The sequence below is a fragment of the Ancylobacter polymorphus genome, assembly GCF_030813495.1.
Lineage (GTDB): Bacteria > Pseudomonadota > Alphaproteobacteria > Rhizobiales > Xanthobacteraceae > Ancylobacter > Ancylobacter polymorphus.
On sequence record NZ_JAUSUI010000006.1, the window covers coordinates 428,606 to 443,542 of the forward strand.

The following is a 14,937-nucleotide window of genomic DNA, read 5'->3' on the forward strand; positions in this document are numbered from 1 at the left end:
TTCGGGAAACGCCATGCTCGCCACCAAGCGCCTTCTGCTCATCATCGGCGGCGGTATCGCCGCCTATAAGAGCCTCGACCTGATCCGCCGGCTGAAGGAACGCGGCGCCTCGGTGCGGGTGGTGATGACCTCCGCCGCGCAGCATTTCATCACCCCGCTGGCCGCCGGCGCGCTTTCCCATGATCGTGTGTTCACCGAGCTGTTCGACCGCGAGGCGGAGCAGGATGTCGGCCATATCCGCCTCTCGCGCGAGGCGGATCTCGTCATTGTCGCCCCCGCCACCGCCGATCTGATGGCGAAGATGGCGCATGGGCTCGCGGACGACCTTGCCTCCGCCGTGCTGCTGGCGAATACGCGCCCGGTGCTGCTCGCCCCGGCGATGAACCCGGCCATGTGGGCGAACGCCGCCACACGGCGCAACGCGGCGCAGCTTGCCGCCGACGGGGTGCGCTTCGTCGGGCCGAATGCCGGCGCCATGGCCGAGCGCGGCGAGGACGGGGCGGGGCGCATGGCCGAGCCGCTGGAAATCGTCGCCGCCGCCGCGCGGCTTCTGGGAGGCGACGGCCCGCTCAAGGGGCGGCATGTGCTGGTGACATCGGGCCCGACGCATGAGCCGATCGACCCGGTGCGCTACATCGCCAACCGCTCCTCCGGCAAGCAGGGCCACGCCATCGCCGCCGCCGCCGCGCAGGCTGGCGCACGGGTAACGCTGGTGAGCGGGCCGGTGAACCTGCCCGACCCGTTCGGCGTCGAGGTCTGCCGCGTCGAGAGCGCGCGGGAGATGCTGGCGGCGGTGGAGGCCGCACTGCCGGCCGATGTCGCCATCTTTGCCGCCGCCGTGGCCGACTGGCGCGCCGCGCGTGAGGCCAGCGAGAAGATGAAGAAGGATGGCGGCGCCCTGCCGACGCTGGCGCTGACCGAGAATCCCGACATCCTCGCCACCATCGCGCAGCGGGTCGAGGGGCGCCCCGGCCTCGTCATCGGCTTCGCGGCAGAGACGCAGAATGTGGTGGCGTATGCGCAGGCAAAGCGCGCCCGCAAGGGCTGCGACTGGATCGTCGCCAATGACGTTTCCGCCCAGAGCGGCATTCCCGGCGGGGTGATGGGCGGGGACAGCAACGAAGTCCGCCTCATCACCGAGGCCGGGGTGGAGGCGTGGCCGCCCGCCTCCAAGAGCGAGGTCGCCGCGCGCCTCATCGCCCGCATCATCGCCGCAACCGGCCCTGAGGAGACCCGCCCGTGAGCCTCGCTGTCACCGTCCGCGTCCTCCCCCATGGCGAGGGCCTGCCGCTGCCCGCCTATGCCACGCCGGGCGCGGCCGGGCTCGACCTGATGGCGGCGCTGCCGGAGGGGGAGGCGCTGACGCTCGCCCCGCTCGCCCGCGCGGCGGTGCCGACCGGGCTGGCGCTGGCCTTGCCGGAAGGCTTCGAGGCGCAGGTGCGCCCGCGCTCCGGGCTGGCGCTGAAACAGGGGCTGACGGTGCTGAACGCGCCGGGCACGGTCGATTCCGACTATCGCGGCGAGGTGAAGGTGATCTTGGTCAATCTCGGCACCGAGCCGGTGGTGCTGGAGCGCGGGCAGCGCATCGCGCAGATGGTGGTGGCGCCGGTGACGCGCATTAATCTGGTCGAGAGCGGGGATTTCGACGAAACAACGCGCGGAGATGGTGGATTTGGCTCGACGGGGCTCGACGGCCGGCAAATATCGCGCTAGCCAAGAGCCATGCCGCGCCTCTCCGATAAAAGCCTTCTCGCCATCGCCGCCGTCGTCGACGTGGCGTTGCACGCCCGTGGCGCACCGGTGGCGGCCAAGGCGCTCGCCGCGCGGCACGAATTGCCGCCGCGCCATCTGGAGCCGGTGCTGCAGGCCCTCGTCCATGCCGGCGTGCTCAAAGGCGTGCGCGGTCCGCGCGGCGGCTATGAGCTCGCCCGCGAGCGCCGGCGCATCACCGTGGCTGAAGTGGTCCGCGTGGTCGAGTCGGAAGGGGAGGAGGCGCTGGAAGGCTTCCCGCCCATCGTCCGCGACATCGTGCAGCCGGCGGTGGCCGAGGCCGAGCGCGCCTTCGAGACCGCGCTGGAAGGCGTGACGGTGGAAGATCTCTGCCGCGCCGCCGCGCAGAACACGCTGCGCAAGGGCCTGCCGGAAGGCATAGATTTCACAATCTAGTTTTGTTCAAAATTTGTTTCCTCGACTTGGGAACGTGAATATGTTAGCGCTGCCGGCGAAAACAATTCGCCAATGACGGGCCGCGCGTGCGCCGGCCCGCTTGCTGGAGGCACCCATGGCCGAGACCGCTCCCACCACGACCGCCAACGCCGCTGACAAGCCGGGCCGCGGGCGGGTCTATTCCTCGATCACCGAGACGATCGGCAACACGCCGCTGGTTCAGCTCAACCGGCTGCCGGCCGAGCGCGGGGTGAAGGCGCGCATTCTCGCCAAGCTCGAATTCTTCAACCCGATCGGCTCGGTCAAGGACCGCATCGGCGTCTCCATGATCGAGGCGCTGGAAGAGGCGGGCGTGATCAAGGCCGGCACCGTGCTGGTCGAACCGACCTCGGGCAATACCGGCATCGCGCTCGCCTTCGTCGCCGCCGCGCGCGGCTACCGGCTGATCCTCGTCATGCCGGAATCCATGTCGGTGGAGCGCCGCAAGATGCTGGCGCTGCTCGGCGCCGAACTGGTGCTCACCCCGGCGGCGCAGGGCATGCGCGGCGCGGTGGCGCGGGCGGAAGAACTGGTGAAGGAACTGCCGGACGCCATCATTCCCCAGCAGTTCCGCAACCCCGCCAACCCGGCCGTCCACCGCCGCACCACGGCGGAAGAGATCTGGAACGACACGGACGGCGCGGTCGACATCGTCATTTCCGGCGTCGGCACCGGCGGCACCATCACCGGCCTCGGCCAGGTGCTCAAGCCGCGCAAGCCCGGCCTGCGTCTCGTGGCGGTCGAGCCCGAGGACAGCCCGGTGCTGTCGGGCGGCCAGCCCGGCCCGCACAAGATCCAGGGCATCGGCGCCGGCTTCGTGCCGGATGTGCTGGACCGCTCGGTCATTGACGAGGTGGTGACGGTCGGCAACCAGACCGCCTTCGAGACCGCCCGCGCCATCGCCCGGCTGGAGGGCATCCCGGTCGGCATCTCCTCCGGCGCGGCCATCGCGGCGGCGCTGGAAGTGGGCGCGCGGCCGGAGAATGAGGGCAAGACCATCGTGGTGATCATTCCCTCCTTCGCCGAGCGCTATCTTTCTACCGCCCTGTTCGAGGGACTTTGACCGGCCGCCACGCCTTGGCCTGTATAGGCCGCCTCCGGCCCTTCTAGAGCACACCCGGCTTCGCTAAAGTCGCGGTGATTCGATGCCCCGCCGCGCGCGGGGCGTCTGCCGGAGGTCGGCACGCGGCGAGGGGGAGACGGGCGCGGATGGCGCATCCGGCCGACAACGGCGGGACGGGAGGCGACTGGCGCCGCGACGCGCGGGCCGGCATGCTTTCGCGCCCCTGGCGTCGGCAGCTGCGCCGCCTTGTGCGCCGTTCCGCGCGCCGCATGGCCGCGCTGCCGGGCGCTTCCCTTGCCCGCCTCGCGGTTCTGGCCGCCGCCACGCTTGCCGGCGGCGCGCTCGCCCTTTCCGGTGCGCGCGCCTATGCCCAGCCTGCCGGGGACGGCGTGTTCGCTGTGCTGGCGGTGCAGGACCCCAGCGCGCTGATCGGCCTCGCCCTCGTGGTCGGCCTCATCGTCTTCGCCGCCACCACCGCCATCGTGCATCTGCGCTACCGCCGGCAGTCGCTGCTGCGCGAGGCGGAAGCCTATGGCGAGATCGCCCGGCTGGAAGCGCAGATCGACGAGGCGCGCGCGCTGCTGATGGCGGAGCCGCAGATCGTCGTGGTCTGGCGCGATCCCGCCGGCGAGCCGGAGATCATCGGCAATACCCCCGCCTTTACCGGCGTGGTCGCGCCCGCCCGCATCCTCGCCTTCGGTTCCTGGCTGGTGCCGGCGGCGGCAAGCGAGATCGAGGCGGCGGTGGACCGGCTGCGGGCGCGCGGCACGCCGCTTACCGCCACGCTGGCGACGCAGGACGGGCGCTTCGTCGAGGCGGAAGGCCGCCCCGTCGGCTCGGCCGTGGTGCTGCGCCTGCGCGACATTACCGGCGTGCGGCTGGACCAGGCGCGGCTCGAAGTCGCCTATCGCGCCCTCGACGACGAGACCACGGCGCTGCGCGCGCTGCTCGACGCGCTGCCCGCTCCCGTCTGGGTCGGCGGCGAGGACGGAAAGCTGCGCTGGAGCAACGCCGCCTACGCCCATGCGGTGGAAGCGCGCGACGGGCACGACGCGGCCGCGCGCGACCTCTGGCTGCTCGACCAGCAGAGCCGGGCCAAGGCGCAGAAGCTGCACGCGGCCAGCCTGCCGTTCAAGTCGCGCCAGCCGGTGGTGATCGCCGGCACGCGGCAGGTGCGCGATGTGCTGGAAGTGCCGGTCGGCGGCGGCGCCGCCGGCATCGCGCTCGACGCCACCGAGGCGGAAACGGTGCGGGCCGAACTCGCCCATGTCATCGGCGCGCATCGCCGCACGCTGGACCAGCTCGCCACCGCGGTCGCCATCTTCGGCAAGGACCAGCGGCTGGTGTTTCACAATGCCGCCTATGCCAGCCTGTTCGAGCTCGACGCCGCCTTTCTCGACGACCGCCCGACCGACGGCGCGGTGCTCGACCGGCTGCGCGCGGCCCGGCGCCTGCCGGAACAGGCGGATTTCCGCGTCTGGCGCGAGGATCTGCACGCCGCCTACCGCGCCATCGAGCCGCGCGAGCACTGGTGGCACCTTCCGGGTGGGCGCACGCTGCGCGTCGTCACCGCCCCGAACCCGGAAGGCGGCGTCACCTATCTGTTCGACGAAGTGACCGAGCGCCTGGCGCTGGAAAGCCGCTTCAATTCGCTCACCCGCATCCAGAGCGAGACGCTGGACGCGCTGGCCGAGGCGGTGGCGGTGTTCGGCAGCGACGGCCGGCTCGGCCTGTCCAACTCCGCCTTCCAGCGGCTCTGGCGTCTCGACAAGGCCGGGCTCGGCGCCCACCCGCATATCGACGCGGTGGCCGAGGCCTGCCGGCGCCTGACCGCCGACGGCACGGCCTGGCGCAAGCTGCGCGCCGCCGTCACCGGCATCGACGCGCGGGTGCCGACCGAATTCCGCCTGGAGCGCAGCGACGGCATCATCCTCGACGGTTCCACCCAGCCGCTGCCGGATGGCGGCACGCTGGTGACGCTGCGCGACATCACCGACAGCGTGCAGGTGGAGCGCGCCCTGGTGGAGCGCAACGAGGCGCTGGTCGCCGCCGACCACCTCAAGAGCACGTTCGTCGGCCATGTCTCCTATGAGCTGCGCTCGCCGCTGACCACCATCATCGGCTTCGCCCAGTTGCTGGACGACACCGGCATCGGCCCGCTCAACCCCAAGCAGCGCGCCTATGTGAACCACATCACCGAGAGTAGCGCGGCGCTGCTTGCCATCATCAACGACATTCTCGACCTCGCCACCATCGACGCCGGCGCGATGACGCTGGAACTCACCGATGTCGATCTGCGCGCGGCGATGGAGGCGGCGGCCGAAGGCGTGCGCGACCGCCTCGCCGAGGGCGGCATCCGCCTGTCCATCGAGCTGCCGCCCGCCGCCGGCACCTTCCGCGCCGATGCCAAGCGGGTGCGGCAGGTGCTCTATAACCTGCTCTCCAACGCCGTCGGCTTTGCGCCGGAGGGCTCCACCGTCACGCTCGCCGCCGAGCGGCGCGACGACAAGGTGGTGTTCCGCGTGCGCGACATGGGCCCGGGCATCCCGCCGGAAATCGGCGCGCGGGTGTTCGACCGTTTCGAGAGCCACACCGCCGGTTCGCGCCATCGCGGTGTCGGGCTCGGCCTGTCCATCGTGCGCTCGCTGGTGGCGCTGCATGGCGGTACGGTGAGCCTCAGCGCGGCGCCGGGCGGGGGCACGCTGGTGACCTGCATCTTCCCGCGCGCGGCGGATGCCGGCCGGGACGCGGCGGAGTAGGGCGATGATCGACAGCCGCAACACGGGTTCCGTTCCCACCTCGCCGGTGGCGCATTGGGACGTGGTGCTGCCGGACGAGACCGCCACCGGTCGCCTCGCCATGGACCTCGCCGCGCTGCTGCGGCCGGGCGATCTGGTGACGCTCGGCGGCGATCTCGGTGCCGGCAAGACCACGCTGGCGCGGGCGGTCATCCGCGAACTGGCGGGCGACCCCAACCTCGAAGTGCCGAGCCCGACCTTCACCCTGCTGCAGGCCTATGACCTGCCGCGCCACCGCGTGGTGCATGCCGACCTCTACCGCCTCGGCGATTCCTCCGAGCTCGACGAGCTCGGCTGGAGCGAGCAGACCGACGGGGCGGTGACGCTGGTGGAATGGGCCGAGCGCGCCGAGGGCGCCGTGCTGCGGCCCGACCGGATGGAAGTGCACATCACCCTGCCCACCGAGGGCGCGGAGAAGATGCGCCGGGTGCGCCTGCTCGGCTATGGCCGCATGGCGGGGGCGCTCTACCGCATGAAGGCGATACGCGCACTGATCGACCAGGTCGGCTTCGGCCCGGCGCAGCGCCGCTTCCTGCAGGGGGACGCCTCCGCGCGCTCCTATGAGCGGCTGATCGGCGCCAAGCGCAACGCCGTGCTGATGAATTCCCCGCGCCGGCCGGACGGCCCGCCGGTGCATAACGGCAAGCCCTACAGCGCCATCGCCCATCTCGCCGAGGATGTGAAGCCCTTTGTCGCCATGGCGCGGGCACTGCGGGCGCGCGGCTTCTCCGCACCGGCGATCTATGGCGGCGATCTCGATGCCGGGCTCCTGGTGATAGAGGACCTCGGCCATGAGGGCGTGCTCGACGGCACGCCGCCCGCCCCGGTGCCGGAGCGCTACGAACTGGCGGTGGACGTGCTGGCGGCGCTGCACGCGCAGGACCTGCCCTCCACCGTCGCCGTCACCACCGGCCTCGACCACCACATACCGACCTATGATCTCGACGCGCTGCTGATCGAGGTCGAATTGCTGCTCGACTGGTACCTGCCGCATTCCGGCGGAAGGCTGTCGCCCGATGCCCGCCGCTCCTTCCGCCAGCTGTGGACGGCGGCGCTGGCGCCCTCGCTGGCGCAGAAGCCGGTCTGGGTGCTGCGCGACTACCATTCGCCGAACCTGATGTGGCTGCCCCAGCGCGCCGGGCTGGCGCGGGTCGGGCTGCTGGATTTCCAGGACGCGGTGATGGGCCCGCCGGCCTATGATGTCGTCTCGCTGGCGCAGGACGCGCGCGTCGACGTGCCCGAAGCGCTCGAACTGGCTTTGCTCTCGCGCTATGCGAAAGCGCGGCGCACCGCCGATCCCACCTTCGACACCAAGGGTTTCGCCGCCTCCTATGCGGTGATGGGCGCACAGCGCGCGACCAAAATCCTCGGTATCTTCACCCGGCTGAACCAGCGCGACCGCAAGCCGGTCTATCTCAAGCACCTGCCGCGCATCTGGAACTATCTGGAACGCTGCCTGTCCTTCCCCGAGCTGGGCGGGCTGGCGAGCTGGTACAAGGACCATGTGACAGCGCCCGGCGCCTCGCGGCTGCCGCCCGGCGTGCGCCCGGCCGTGTTCCCGGTCGCCAAACCGGCGGCGGCTGCGCCTATTGCCACGCCAGCGCCCGCTTCCACCCCGCCGAATGAGTCCGGCCGTTCATGACCGACATCACCACCGCCATGGTGCTCGCCGCCGGCCTCGGCACGCGCATGCGCCCGATCACCGATCGCCTGCCCAAGCCGATGGTCGAGGTCGGCGGGCGGGCGATGATCGACTTCGCGCTGGACAGCCTGGCGGAAGCCGGCGTCACCACCGCCGTGGTCAATCTCCACGCCCATGCCGACCTTTTGCAGCGCCATCTCGAAGGGCGCACCCGCCCGCGCATCGTGCTGTCGGACGAGCGCGGCGAATTGCTGGAAACCGGCGGCGGCATCGTCAAGGCGTTGCCGCTGCTGGGCGACGCGCCCTTCTTCGTGATGAACGCCGACACGGTGTGGATCGAGGGCATCCGCCCCAATCTGCGCAGTCTCGCCAACCGCTTCGACCCGGAGGCGATGGATATCTGCCTGCTGCTGGCGCCGGCGGCGACCTCCATCGGCTATGAAGGGCGGGGCGATTTCCTCATGGACGGGCTCGGCCGGCTCACCCCGCGCCCGGAGCGACTCACCGTGCCTTTCGTCTATGCTGGCGCGGCGGTGGTGTCGCCGGCCCTGTTCGAGGCCGCGCCGCAGGGGGCGTTCTCGCTGAACCGGCTGTTCCGCCGCGCCGCCGAGGCCGGTCGGCTGTTCGGCCAGCGCATGGAAGGGGTGTGGATGCATGTCGGCACGCCGGAAGCCATCGCCGAGGCCGAAGAGGCCATTGCGCGCTCCAAGGACTGAGGGCATGGCAGACCGCCGGGGCGCGCGCGGATGAGCACGGACGCGCCGCGCCGCCATCCGCGGCTGTTCTCGATTCCCTCCTCCGCGCCCTTCGTCGCCGTGCTGGCCGACGCGCTGCTCGACGGTGTTCTGGTGGAAGGCTTCGCCCCGCGCGGCGATCCGCTGCGTCTTGCCACCGCCACCATCTATCTGCCGACCCGCCGTGCCGGGCGCCTGCTGGCCGAGGCGTTGCGCCAGCGCATGGGGGCGGGGGTGACGCTGCTGCCGCGCATCGTGCCGGTCGGCGATGTCGACGAGGACGCGCTGGCCTTCGCCGAGACCTTCACCGATCCGCCCCGCGCCGTGCCGCCGACCACCCGCCGGCTGGCGCTGGCGAGCCTGATCCGGCTGTGGCGCCGGGCGCTGGCGGGCGATGACGGGCGCACCGCCGTCGCCGCCGGGCCGGGCGCGGAATTCGCCCTTGCCGACGAGCTGGCGCGGCTGATCGACGAGATGGCGGCACAGGAAGTGCCGTGGGAACGCCTCGACACGCTGGTGCCCGGCGAGCACGACCGCTACTGGGACATGGCGCTCGACTTCCTCAAGATCGCCCGCGCTTTCTGGCCGAGCTTCCTGGAGGAGCAGGGGCAGGTGGACGCGGCGGTGCGGCGCGACCAGCTGATCGCCGCCGAGGCGGCGCGGCTGGCGAACACGCCCGAGGGCGGCCCGGTCATCGCCGCCGGCTCGACCGGCTCCATGCCCGCCACCGCCCGGCTGCTGGCGACGGTGGCGCATCTGCCGCGCGGCGCCGTTGTGCTGCCGGGGCTGGATTTCGCCCTCGATGAGCCCTCCTGGGCGGGGCTGACCGACGAGGAGACCAGCGCCCCGAGCCACCCGCAATACGGCCTCGCCTTGCTGCTGAAGCGGCATATGCGCGTGCCGCGCGAGGCGGTGCGCGAGCTGGCGCCATCCGCCCCGCATGGGCGCGAGCATCTTCTGTCCGAGGCGCTGCGCCCCGTCGCCTCCACCGAGCAATGGGCGAGCCTTTCCGACCGGCTCGGTCCCGCCGCCATCGACGCCGCGCTCGCCGAGGTGAGCGTGATCGAGGCGGAGGATGCGCGCGAGGAAGCGCTCGCCATCGCTCTTGCGCTGCGCGAGGCGCTGGAAGTGCCCGGCCGCACCGGCGCGCTCATCACCCCCGACCGTGACCTCGCCCGCCGGGTGGCGGCGGAGCTGCTGCGCTTCGAGGTCGCCATCGACGATTCCGCCGGCGAGCCGCTGTCCGAGAGCGGGCCGGGGCGCTTCGCCCGGCTGGTGGCCGATGCCTGCCGCGACGCGCTGGCGCCGCTGCCGCTTTCCGCCTTGCTGCGCCATCCGCTCGCCCGCTTCGGAATGGAGCGCGCCCGCCTCGACGCGGGCGCCGATGCGCTGGAAATGATGGTGCTGCGCGGCCCGCGCCCGGGCGCCGGGGCGCAAGGGCTGACCGAGGCGGTGGCCGGGTTCGATCCGGCGGACTTCCACCCGCGCGACCCCCGCGCCCGGCTGGGCGAGGAGCGCCGCACGCTGGCCGAGGCGCTGGCGGGCCGCCTCGCCGCCGCCCTCGCTCCGCTGCTGGCGCTGGGCGAGGGCGAACACCCCTTCGCCGCCCTGCTGGAGGCGCACCGGGCCGCTATCGCCGCCGCGTGGAGCGGACCGGAGGCCGAGGGGCCTGCGATCGACTCGCCTGCCGAGGCGACGGCGCTGGCCGAACTCGCCCGCGCCTTCGAGGCGCTGGGGGAGGGTGCCGCCCATGCGCCTGCCATGACGCTGGCCGATTATGCCGCCGCGCTGGTGCTGCTGCTCTCCAGCCAGCCGGTGCGCCCGCCGCTGGTGCCCGGCGCGCGCCTGCGCATTCTAGGGCCCCTGGAAGCCCGTCTCGTCGGCGTCGACCGCGTGGTGCTGGCCGGGCTGGTCGAGGGCACCTGGCCGAACGCGGTGCGCGCCGACCCCTGGCTCAGCCGGCCGATGCGCGCCGCGCTGGGGCTGGAAGCGCCGGAGCGGCGCATCGGCCTTTCTGCGCACGACTTCGCGCAGGGCTGCGGTGCGCCGGAGCTGGTGCTGTCCTATCCGCGCAAGCTGGGCGGGGCGCCGACCGTGCCCTCGCGCTTCCTGCAGCGCCTCGCGGCGGTGAGCGGAGAGGCGCGCTGGAAGGCGGCCATCGCCCGCGGCGACCGCTTCCGCCGCCTCGCCGGCTTCATCGAGGAAGAGCCGCCCGCCGCCCGCATCACTCGGCCGGAGCCGGCACCGCCGGTGGAACTGCGGCCCAAACAGCTCAGCGTCACCGAGATCGAGACCTGGCTGCGCGACCCCTACACGATCTATGCCCGCCATGTCCTTAGCCTCGCCCCGCTCGACGGGCTTGATGAGGCGCCGGGGGCGGGTGAGCGCGGCAGCGCCATTCACGACGCGCTGGGCACGTTTGCGCAGGCGTTCCCGGAGGCGCTGCCGGCCGAGCCCGAGGCGGCGCTGCTCGCCTTCGGCCGGCGCGCTTTCGCGCCGCTGGAGCGCTTTCCCGCCGAGCATGCTTTGTGGTGGGCGCGGTTCGAGCGGCTGGTGCCGCGCCTCATCGGCTGGGAACGTGCCCGCCGCACCCGGACGCGGCGAGTGTTCGCGGAGAAATATGGCCGGCTGCCACTGGCCGGCGGGCGCTTCACCCTCACAGGCCGCGCCGATCGTATCGAGCAACTGGCTGACGGCGGGCTGGCGATAATCGACTTCAAGACCGGCGCGGTGCCGACCGCCAAGCAGACGGCGGTGCATTATTCCCCGCAGCTGCCGCTGGAAGCGGCGATGGCGGCGGCCGGCTGCTTCCCCGACGTGCCGGGCGAGGAGGCGGCCGGGCTCGTCTATGTCCGCCTCGGCACGGCCGAGGTAAAAGAGGTGAACGCGGTGGACAAGGACACCACCGCCGCCGGCCTCGCGAGCGACACGCTGGCGCGGCTGCAGACGCTGATTGCCGCCTTCGAGAATCCGTCGCGTGGCTATGCCTCGCTGGCGCGGCCGATGTTCGGCGGGCGCTATGGCGATTACGACCATCTGGCGCGGGCCAAGGAATGGTCCACCGGCGGGGAGGGCGAGGAATGAGCGACATCACCGAGCTTGCCCCCGGCGCGCTGCGGGCGGCCACCATGCTGCAGACCTCCGCCTCCGACCCGATGTTCTCGGCCTGGGTTTCGGCCAATGCCGGCTCCGGCAAGACCCATGTGCTGGCGCGGCGGGTGATCCGCCTGCTCATGCGCGGGGTAAAGCCGGGGCGGATTCTCTGCCTCACCTATACCAAGGCGGCCGCCGCCAACATGGCGAACCGCGTGCTCGGCGAATTGCGCCGCTGGACGACGCTGGACGACGGCGCGCTCGACGCCGAGATCGTCCGCACCGATGGCGGCGAGCCCGGCCCGTTGCGCCGGGCGCAGGCGCGGCGGCTGTTCGCGCAGGCGCTGGAAACGCCGGGCGGGCTGAAGATCCAGACCATCCACGCCTTTTGCGGCGCGCTGCTGCACGCCTTCCCCTTCGAGGCCGGCGTGCCCGCCGGCTTCGGCGAGCTGGAGGAGGCGGCGCGGCTGGAGCTGCTGGCGCGGGTGCGGGCGGAGGTGGTGCTGCAAGCCGCCGGGGCCCCGGCGAGTGCGCTGGGTCAGGCGCTGGCGCTGATCGTCGGCCAGACTTCCGACGCGGGCATCAACGATCTGCTGAAGGAACTGGTGGCCGACGCCCCGGCTCTGGCGGCGAGCGAGGACGATCTCGCCCGCGCCGTCGGGCTCGACGCGCCCGTCGCCTCCGCCGATATCGAGCGGGCGATCATCGAGGCGGCGCTGATCCCGCGCGGGGCGTGGCTCGGGCTGGCGGAGGCGCTGCTGCTGGAGGGCGGCAATTGCGCCAAGCGCGGGCAGGCGCTGCGCGCCGCCGTGCTGGCGCCTGACGAGGCGGTGGCGGAGACCTATGCCGGCGTGTTTCTCAAGGAGGATGGCGAACCTTATTCCGACGGGCAGTTCGGCAACGCGGCGGCGCGGGCGAAATACCCGCAATTGATCGCCGAGCGCGACCGCATCGCCCCGCTGGCGCGACAGCTGGCTGCGGCCCGCGCCTTCGAGCGCAGCCGGGCGGTGCTGATCCTCGGGCGCGAGGCGGCGCGGCGCTATGAGCGCGCCAAGGCGGCGCGCGGCGTGCTCGACTTCGCCGATCTCGTCAACGCCGCCCGCCGGCTGCTCGCCTCCGGCGCCTCGGCCTGGGTGCATTACAAGCTCGACCAGGGCATCGACCATGTGCTGCTGGACGAGGCGCAGGACACCAGCCCGGAGCAATGGGAGGTGATCCGCCCGCTGGTGGCGGAGTTCTTCGCCGGCATGGGCGCGCGCGAGGAGGGGAGGCTGCCGCGCACGCTGTTCGTGGTCGGCGACGAGAAGCAGTCGATCTTCTCTTTCCAGGGCGCCGATCCCCGTCGCTTCGACACGGTGCGGCGCGAATTCGAGGCGGCGGGCGGTGCCGGCTTCGTGCATGTGGAGCTTCAGCACTCCTTCCGCTCGGCGCCGGGCATATTGGAGGCGGTGGACGCGGTGTTCGGCCGTGAGGCCTCCTATCGCGGCCTTTCCGCCGAGGCCAAGCCGCCGGTGCACGCGCCGATCCACGCCGCGCTGCCGGCGCTGGTGGAGATGTGGGAACCGGAGGCGCCAAGCGAGAAGGTGGATGTCGACGCCTGGCAGCGCCCGCTCGACGCGCCCGGCGCCGACGACCCCAAGGGACGGCTGGCGAAGAAGATCGCCGCCCATATCGCCGCCCGCATCTGCGAAGGCTTTCCCGTCACCGGCCGCCACGGCACGCGCCCGGCGCGGCCGGGCGATTTCCTCATCCTCGTGCGCCGGCGCGACGGGCTGTTCACCTCCATCATCCGCGAGCTGAAACAGGCCCGGGTGGAGGTGGCCGGCGCCGACCGGCTGGTGGTGGCCGAGCATATCGCGGTCATGGACCTGATGGCGTTGGGCGACGCGCTGCTCGCCCGTGACGACGAACTGGCGCTGGCGAGCGTGCTGAAAAGCCCGCTTTTCGGCTTCGACGACGATGACCTCATGAAGCTGGCGCCCGGCCGCGACGGGCTGCTGGAAGACACGCTGGCCGCGCGCGCGGCTGAGAACCGGAAATGGCGCGCCGCCGCGATGAGGCTGGCGCGGCTGCGCGACGAGGCGCGGCGGCTGCGGCCGTTCGATTTCTACACCCGCGTGCTCGGGCGCGAGCGCGGCCGCGCCGCCATGCTCGCCCGGCTGGGGCCGGAGGCGGCGGACGCGCTCGACGAGATGCTGGCGCTGGCGCGGTCCTATGAGAGCCTGGAGGCGCCCTCGCTCGCGGGGTTCTTGGCCTTTCTGCGGCGCGGCGGCGCCGAGGCCAAGCGCGACATGGAAGCCGGGCGCGACGAGGTGCGGGTGATGACCGTGCACGGCGCCAAGGGGCTGGAAGCGCCCTATGTCATTCTCGCCGACACCACGTCGGGGCCGATGACCCGTCGCAGCGCCGGGCTGCTGCGGGTGGAACTGCCCGACGGGCGCCGTGTGGCGCTGCACGCTCCGGCCAAGAAGGGCGACACGCCCGCCATGGCCGCCGCCCGCCAGCGTGGCGACGACGCCCAGCAGGACGAGTATCGCCGCCTGCTCTATGTCGCGCTGACCCGCGCCGAAACCGCGCTGGTGCTGTGCGGGGCGGATGGCGCCCGCCAGCGCCCGGCCGATTGCTGGTATGACCTCGTGCGTGGCGCGCTGGAGCCGGAGGCTTTGGAAGTCCCCGCCAGCGGCTTTGCCGGCACGGTGCTGCGCTGGCGCGCCGGTGCGGCGGACGCGGCGCTGCCACCGCTGCCTGTCCCCCCGCCGCCCGCCGGTGCCGCCGAGGAGCGCGAGCGGGCGCGGGCGCTGGCCCGGCCGGTGCGCGAGGCGCAGGCACCGGCGAGCCTGCGCCCCTCTGCCACCGATGTTTTCGGCCCCGCGCCCACCGGCGATGCCGCCCGCGCGCTGGAACGCGGCGACCTGCTGCACCGGCTGATGGCGGCGCTGGCGCCGCTGCCGGAAGCCGTGCGCGCCGAGCCGGGCCGCCGCCTGCTGGCGTCGAGCACCGACTGGCCGGAGGCCGCGCGCGAGGAACTGCTTGCCGAGGCGCTGGCGACACTTGCCCTGCCGGACCTTGCGGCGCTGTTCGCGCCCGGCAGCCTCGCCGAGGTGCCGCTGGCCGGCGAATTGGAGGACGGCACGCCGGTTTCCGGCCGCATCGACCGGCTGGGCGTGAGCGAGGGCGCGGTGCTGATCGCCGACTTCAAGACCGACCGGCATGTGCCGCGCGTCGCATCAGCCATGCCGGCGGCGCATGTCCGTCAGGTCGCGCTCTATGCGCGGCTCATCGCCAAGCTATTCCCAGGCAAGCCTGTGCGGGCATTGCTGGTCTATACTGCCGGTCCTCTCGTGCACGCGCTCGACGGCGCGGCGCTGGAGCGGGCGGTGGAAAGAGTCACGTTGGGGTGAC

The 14,937-nt window shown here is 72.5% G+C and carries 9 protein-coding genes; all 9 read left to right on the forward strand.

Annotated elements, in window-relative coordinates; translation table 11 throughout:
- Window positions 1–13 precede the first annotated feature (13 nt).
- The 9 genes from coaBC (at window position 14) to addA (ending at window position 14,936) form a co-directional block, all read left to right on the forward strand.
- Window positions 14–1,243 (forward strand): bifunctional phosphopantothenoylcysteine decarboxylase/phosphopantothenate--cysteine ligase CoaBC, encoded by a 1,230-nt coding sequence (gene coaBC, locus J2S75_RS16325; protein WP_307021255.1) that lies wholly within the window; start codon window positions 14–16, stop codon window positions 1,241–1,243.
- Window positions 1,240–1,713: a dUTP diphosphatase gene (gene dut / locus J2S75_RS16330; RefSeq protein ID WP_307021256.1), complete on the forward strand. Its 474-nt coding sequence runs from the start codon at window positions 1,240–1,242 to the stop codon at window positions 1,711–1,713. Before coaBC ends, dut begins: the two co-directional genes overlap by 4 nt.
- 9 nt (window positions 1,714–1,722) lie before the next feature.
- A complete protein-coding gene (locus J2S75_RS16335) occupies window positions 1,723–2,166 on the forward strand; it encodes an RrF2 family transcriptional regulator (protein ID WP_307021258.1) in 444 nt (147 codons plus the stop codon).
- Window positions 2,167–2,281: 115 nt separating this feature from the next.
- Entirely contained in the window at window positions 2,282–3,268 is a 987-nt protein-coding gene (gene cysK, locus J2S75_RS16340) for a cysteine synthase A (RefSeq protein ID WP_307021260.1), read from the forward strand.
- Between the two features lie 146 nt (window positions 3,269–3,414).
- On the forward strand, window positions 3,415–6,027 hold the full coding sequence (locus tag J2S75_RS16345; RefSeq protein WP_307021262.1) for a sensor histidine kinase: 2,613 nt from the start codon (window positions 3,415–3,417) through the stop codon (window positions 6,025–6,027).
- Between the two features lie 4 nt (window positions 6,028–6,031).
- Window positions 6,032–7,708, forward strand: coding sequence for a tRNA (adenosine(37)-N6)-threonylcarbamoyltransferase complex ATPase subunit type 1 TsaE (tsaE, locus tag J2S75_RS16350; protein ID WP_307021265.1), 1,677 nt, complete (start codon window positions 6,032–6,034; stop codon window positions 7,706–7,708).
- The gene (locus tag J2S75_RS16355; RefSeq protein WP_307021268.1) at window positions 7,705–8,424 is read left to right on the forward strand and encodes a nucleotidyltransferase family protein; all 720 of its coding nucleotides are present in this window, start codon (window positions 7,705–7,707) and stop codon (window positions 8,422–8,424) included. Before tsaE ends, J2S75_RS16355 begins: the two co-directional genes overlap by 4 nt.
- A gap of 30 nt (window positions 8,425–8,454) precedes the next feature.
- Complete coding sequence (gene addB, locus J2S75_RS16360; protein ID WP_307021270.1) at window positions 8,455–11,526, forward strand: double-strand break repair protein AddB; 3,072 nt, start codon at window positions 8,455–8,457, stop codon at window positions 11,524–11,526.
- On the forward strand, window positions 11,523–14,936 hold the full coding sequence (addA, locus tag J2S75_RS16365) for a double-strand break repair helicase AddA (RefSeq protein WP_307021272.1): 3,414 nt from the start codon (window positions 11,523–11,525) through the stop codon (window positions 14,934–14,936). Before addB ends, addA begins: the two co-directional genes overlap by 4 nt.
- The last annotated feature ends 1 nt before the right edge of the window (window position 14,937 follow it).

Bases quoted from the DNA above. Each gene is read 5' to 3' on its own strand.
- coaBC (WP_307021255.1), top strand. From the start codon at position 14: ATGCTCGCCACCAAGCGCCTTCTGCTCATCATCGGCGGCGGTATCGCC.
- cysK (WP_307021260.1), top strand. From the start codon at position 2,282: ATGGCCGAGACCGCTCCCACCACGACCGCCAACGCCGCTGACAAGCCG.
- addA (WP_307021272.1), top strand. From the start codon at position 11,523: ATGAGCGACATCACCGAGCTTGCCCCCGGCGCGCTGCGGGCGGCCACC.
- J2S75_RS16355 (WP_307021268.1), top strand. From the start codon at position 7,705: ATGACCGACATCACCACCGCCATGGTGCTCGCCGCCGGCCTCGGCACG.
- J2S75_RS16335 (WP_307021258.1), top strand. From the start codon at position 1,723: ATGCCGCGCCTCTCCGATAAAAGCCTTCTCGCCATCGCCGCCGTCGTC.
- tsaE (WP_307021265.1), top strand. From the start codon at position 6,032: ATGATCGACAGCCGCAACACGGGTTCCGTTCCCACCTCGCCGGTGGCG.
- addB (WP_307021270.1), top strand. From the start codon at position 8,455: ATGAGCACGGACGCGCCGCGCCGCCATCCGCGGCTGTTCTCGATTCCC.
- J2S75_RS16345 (WP_307021262.1), top strand. From the start codon at position 3,415: ATGGCGCATCCGGCCGACAACGGCGGGACGGGAGGCGACTGGCGCCGC.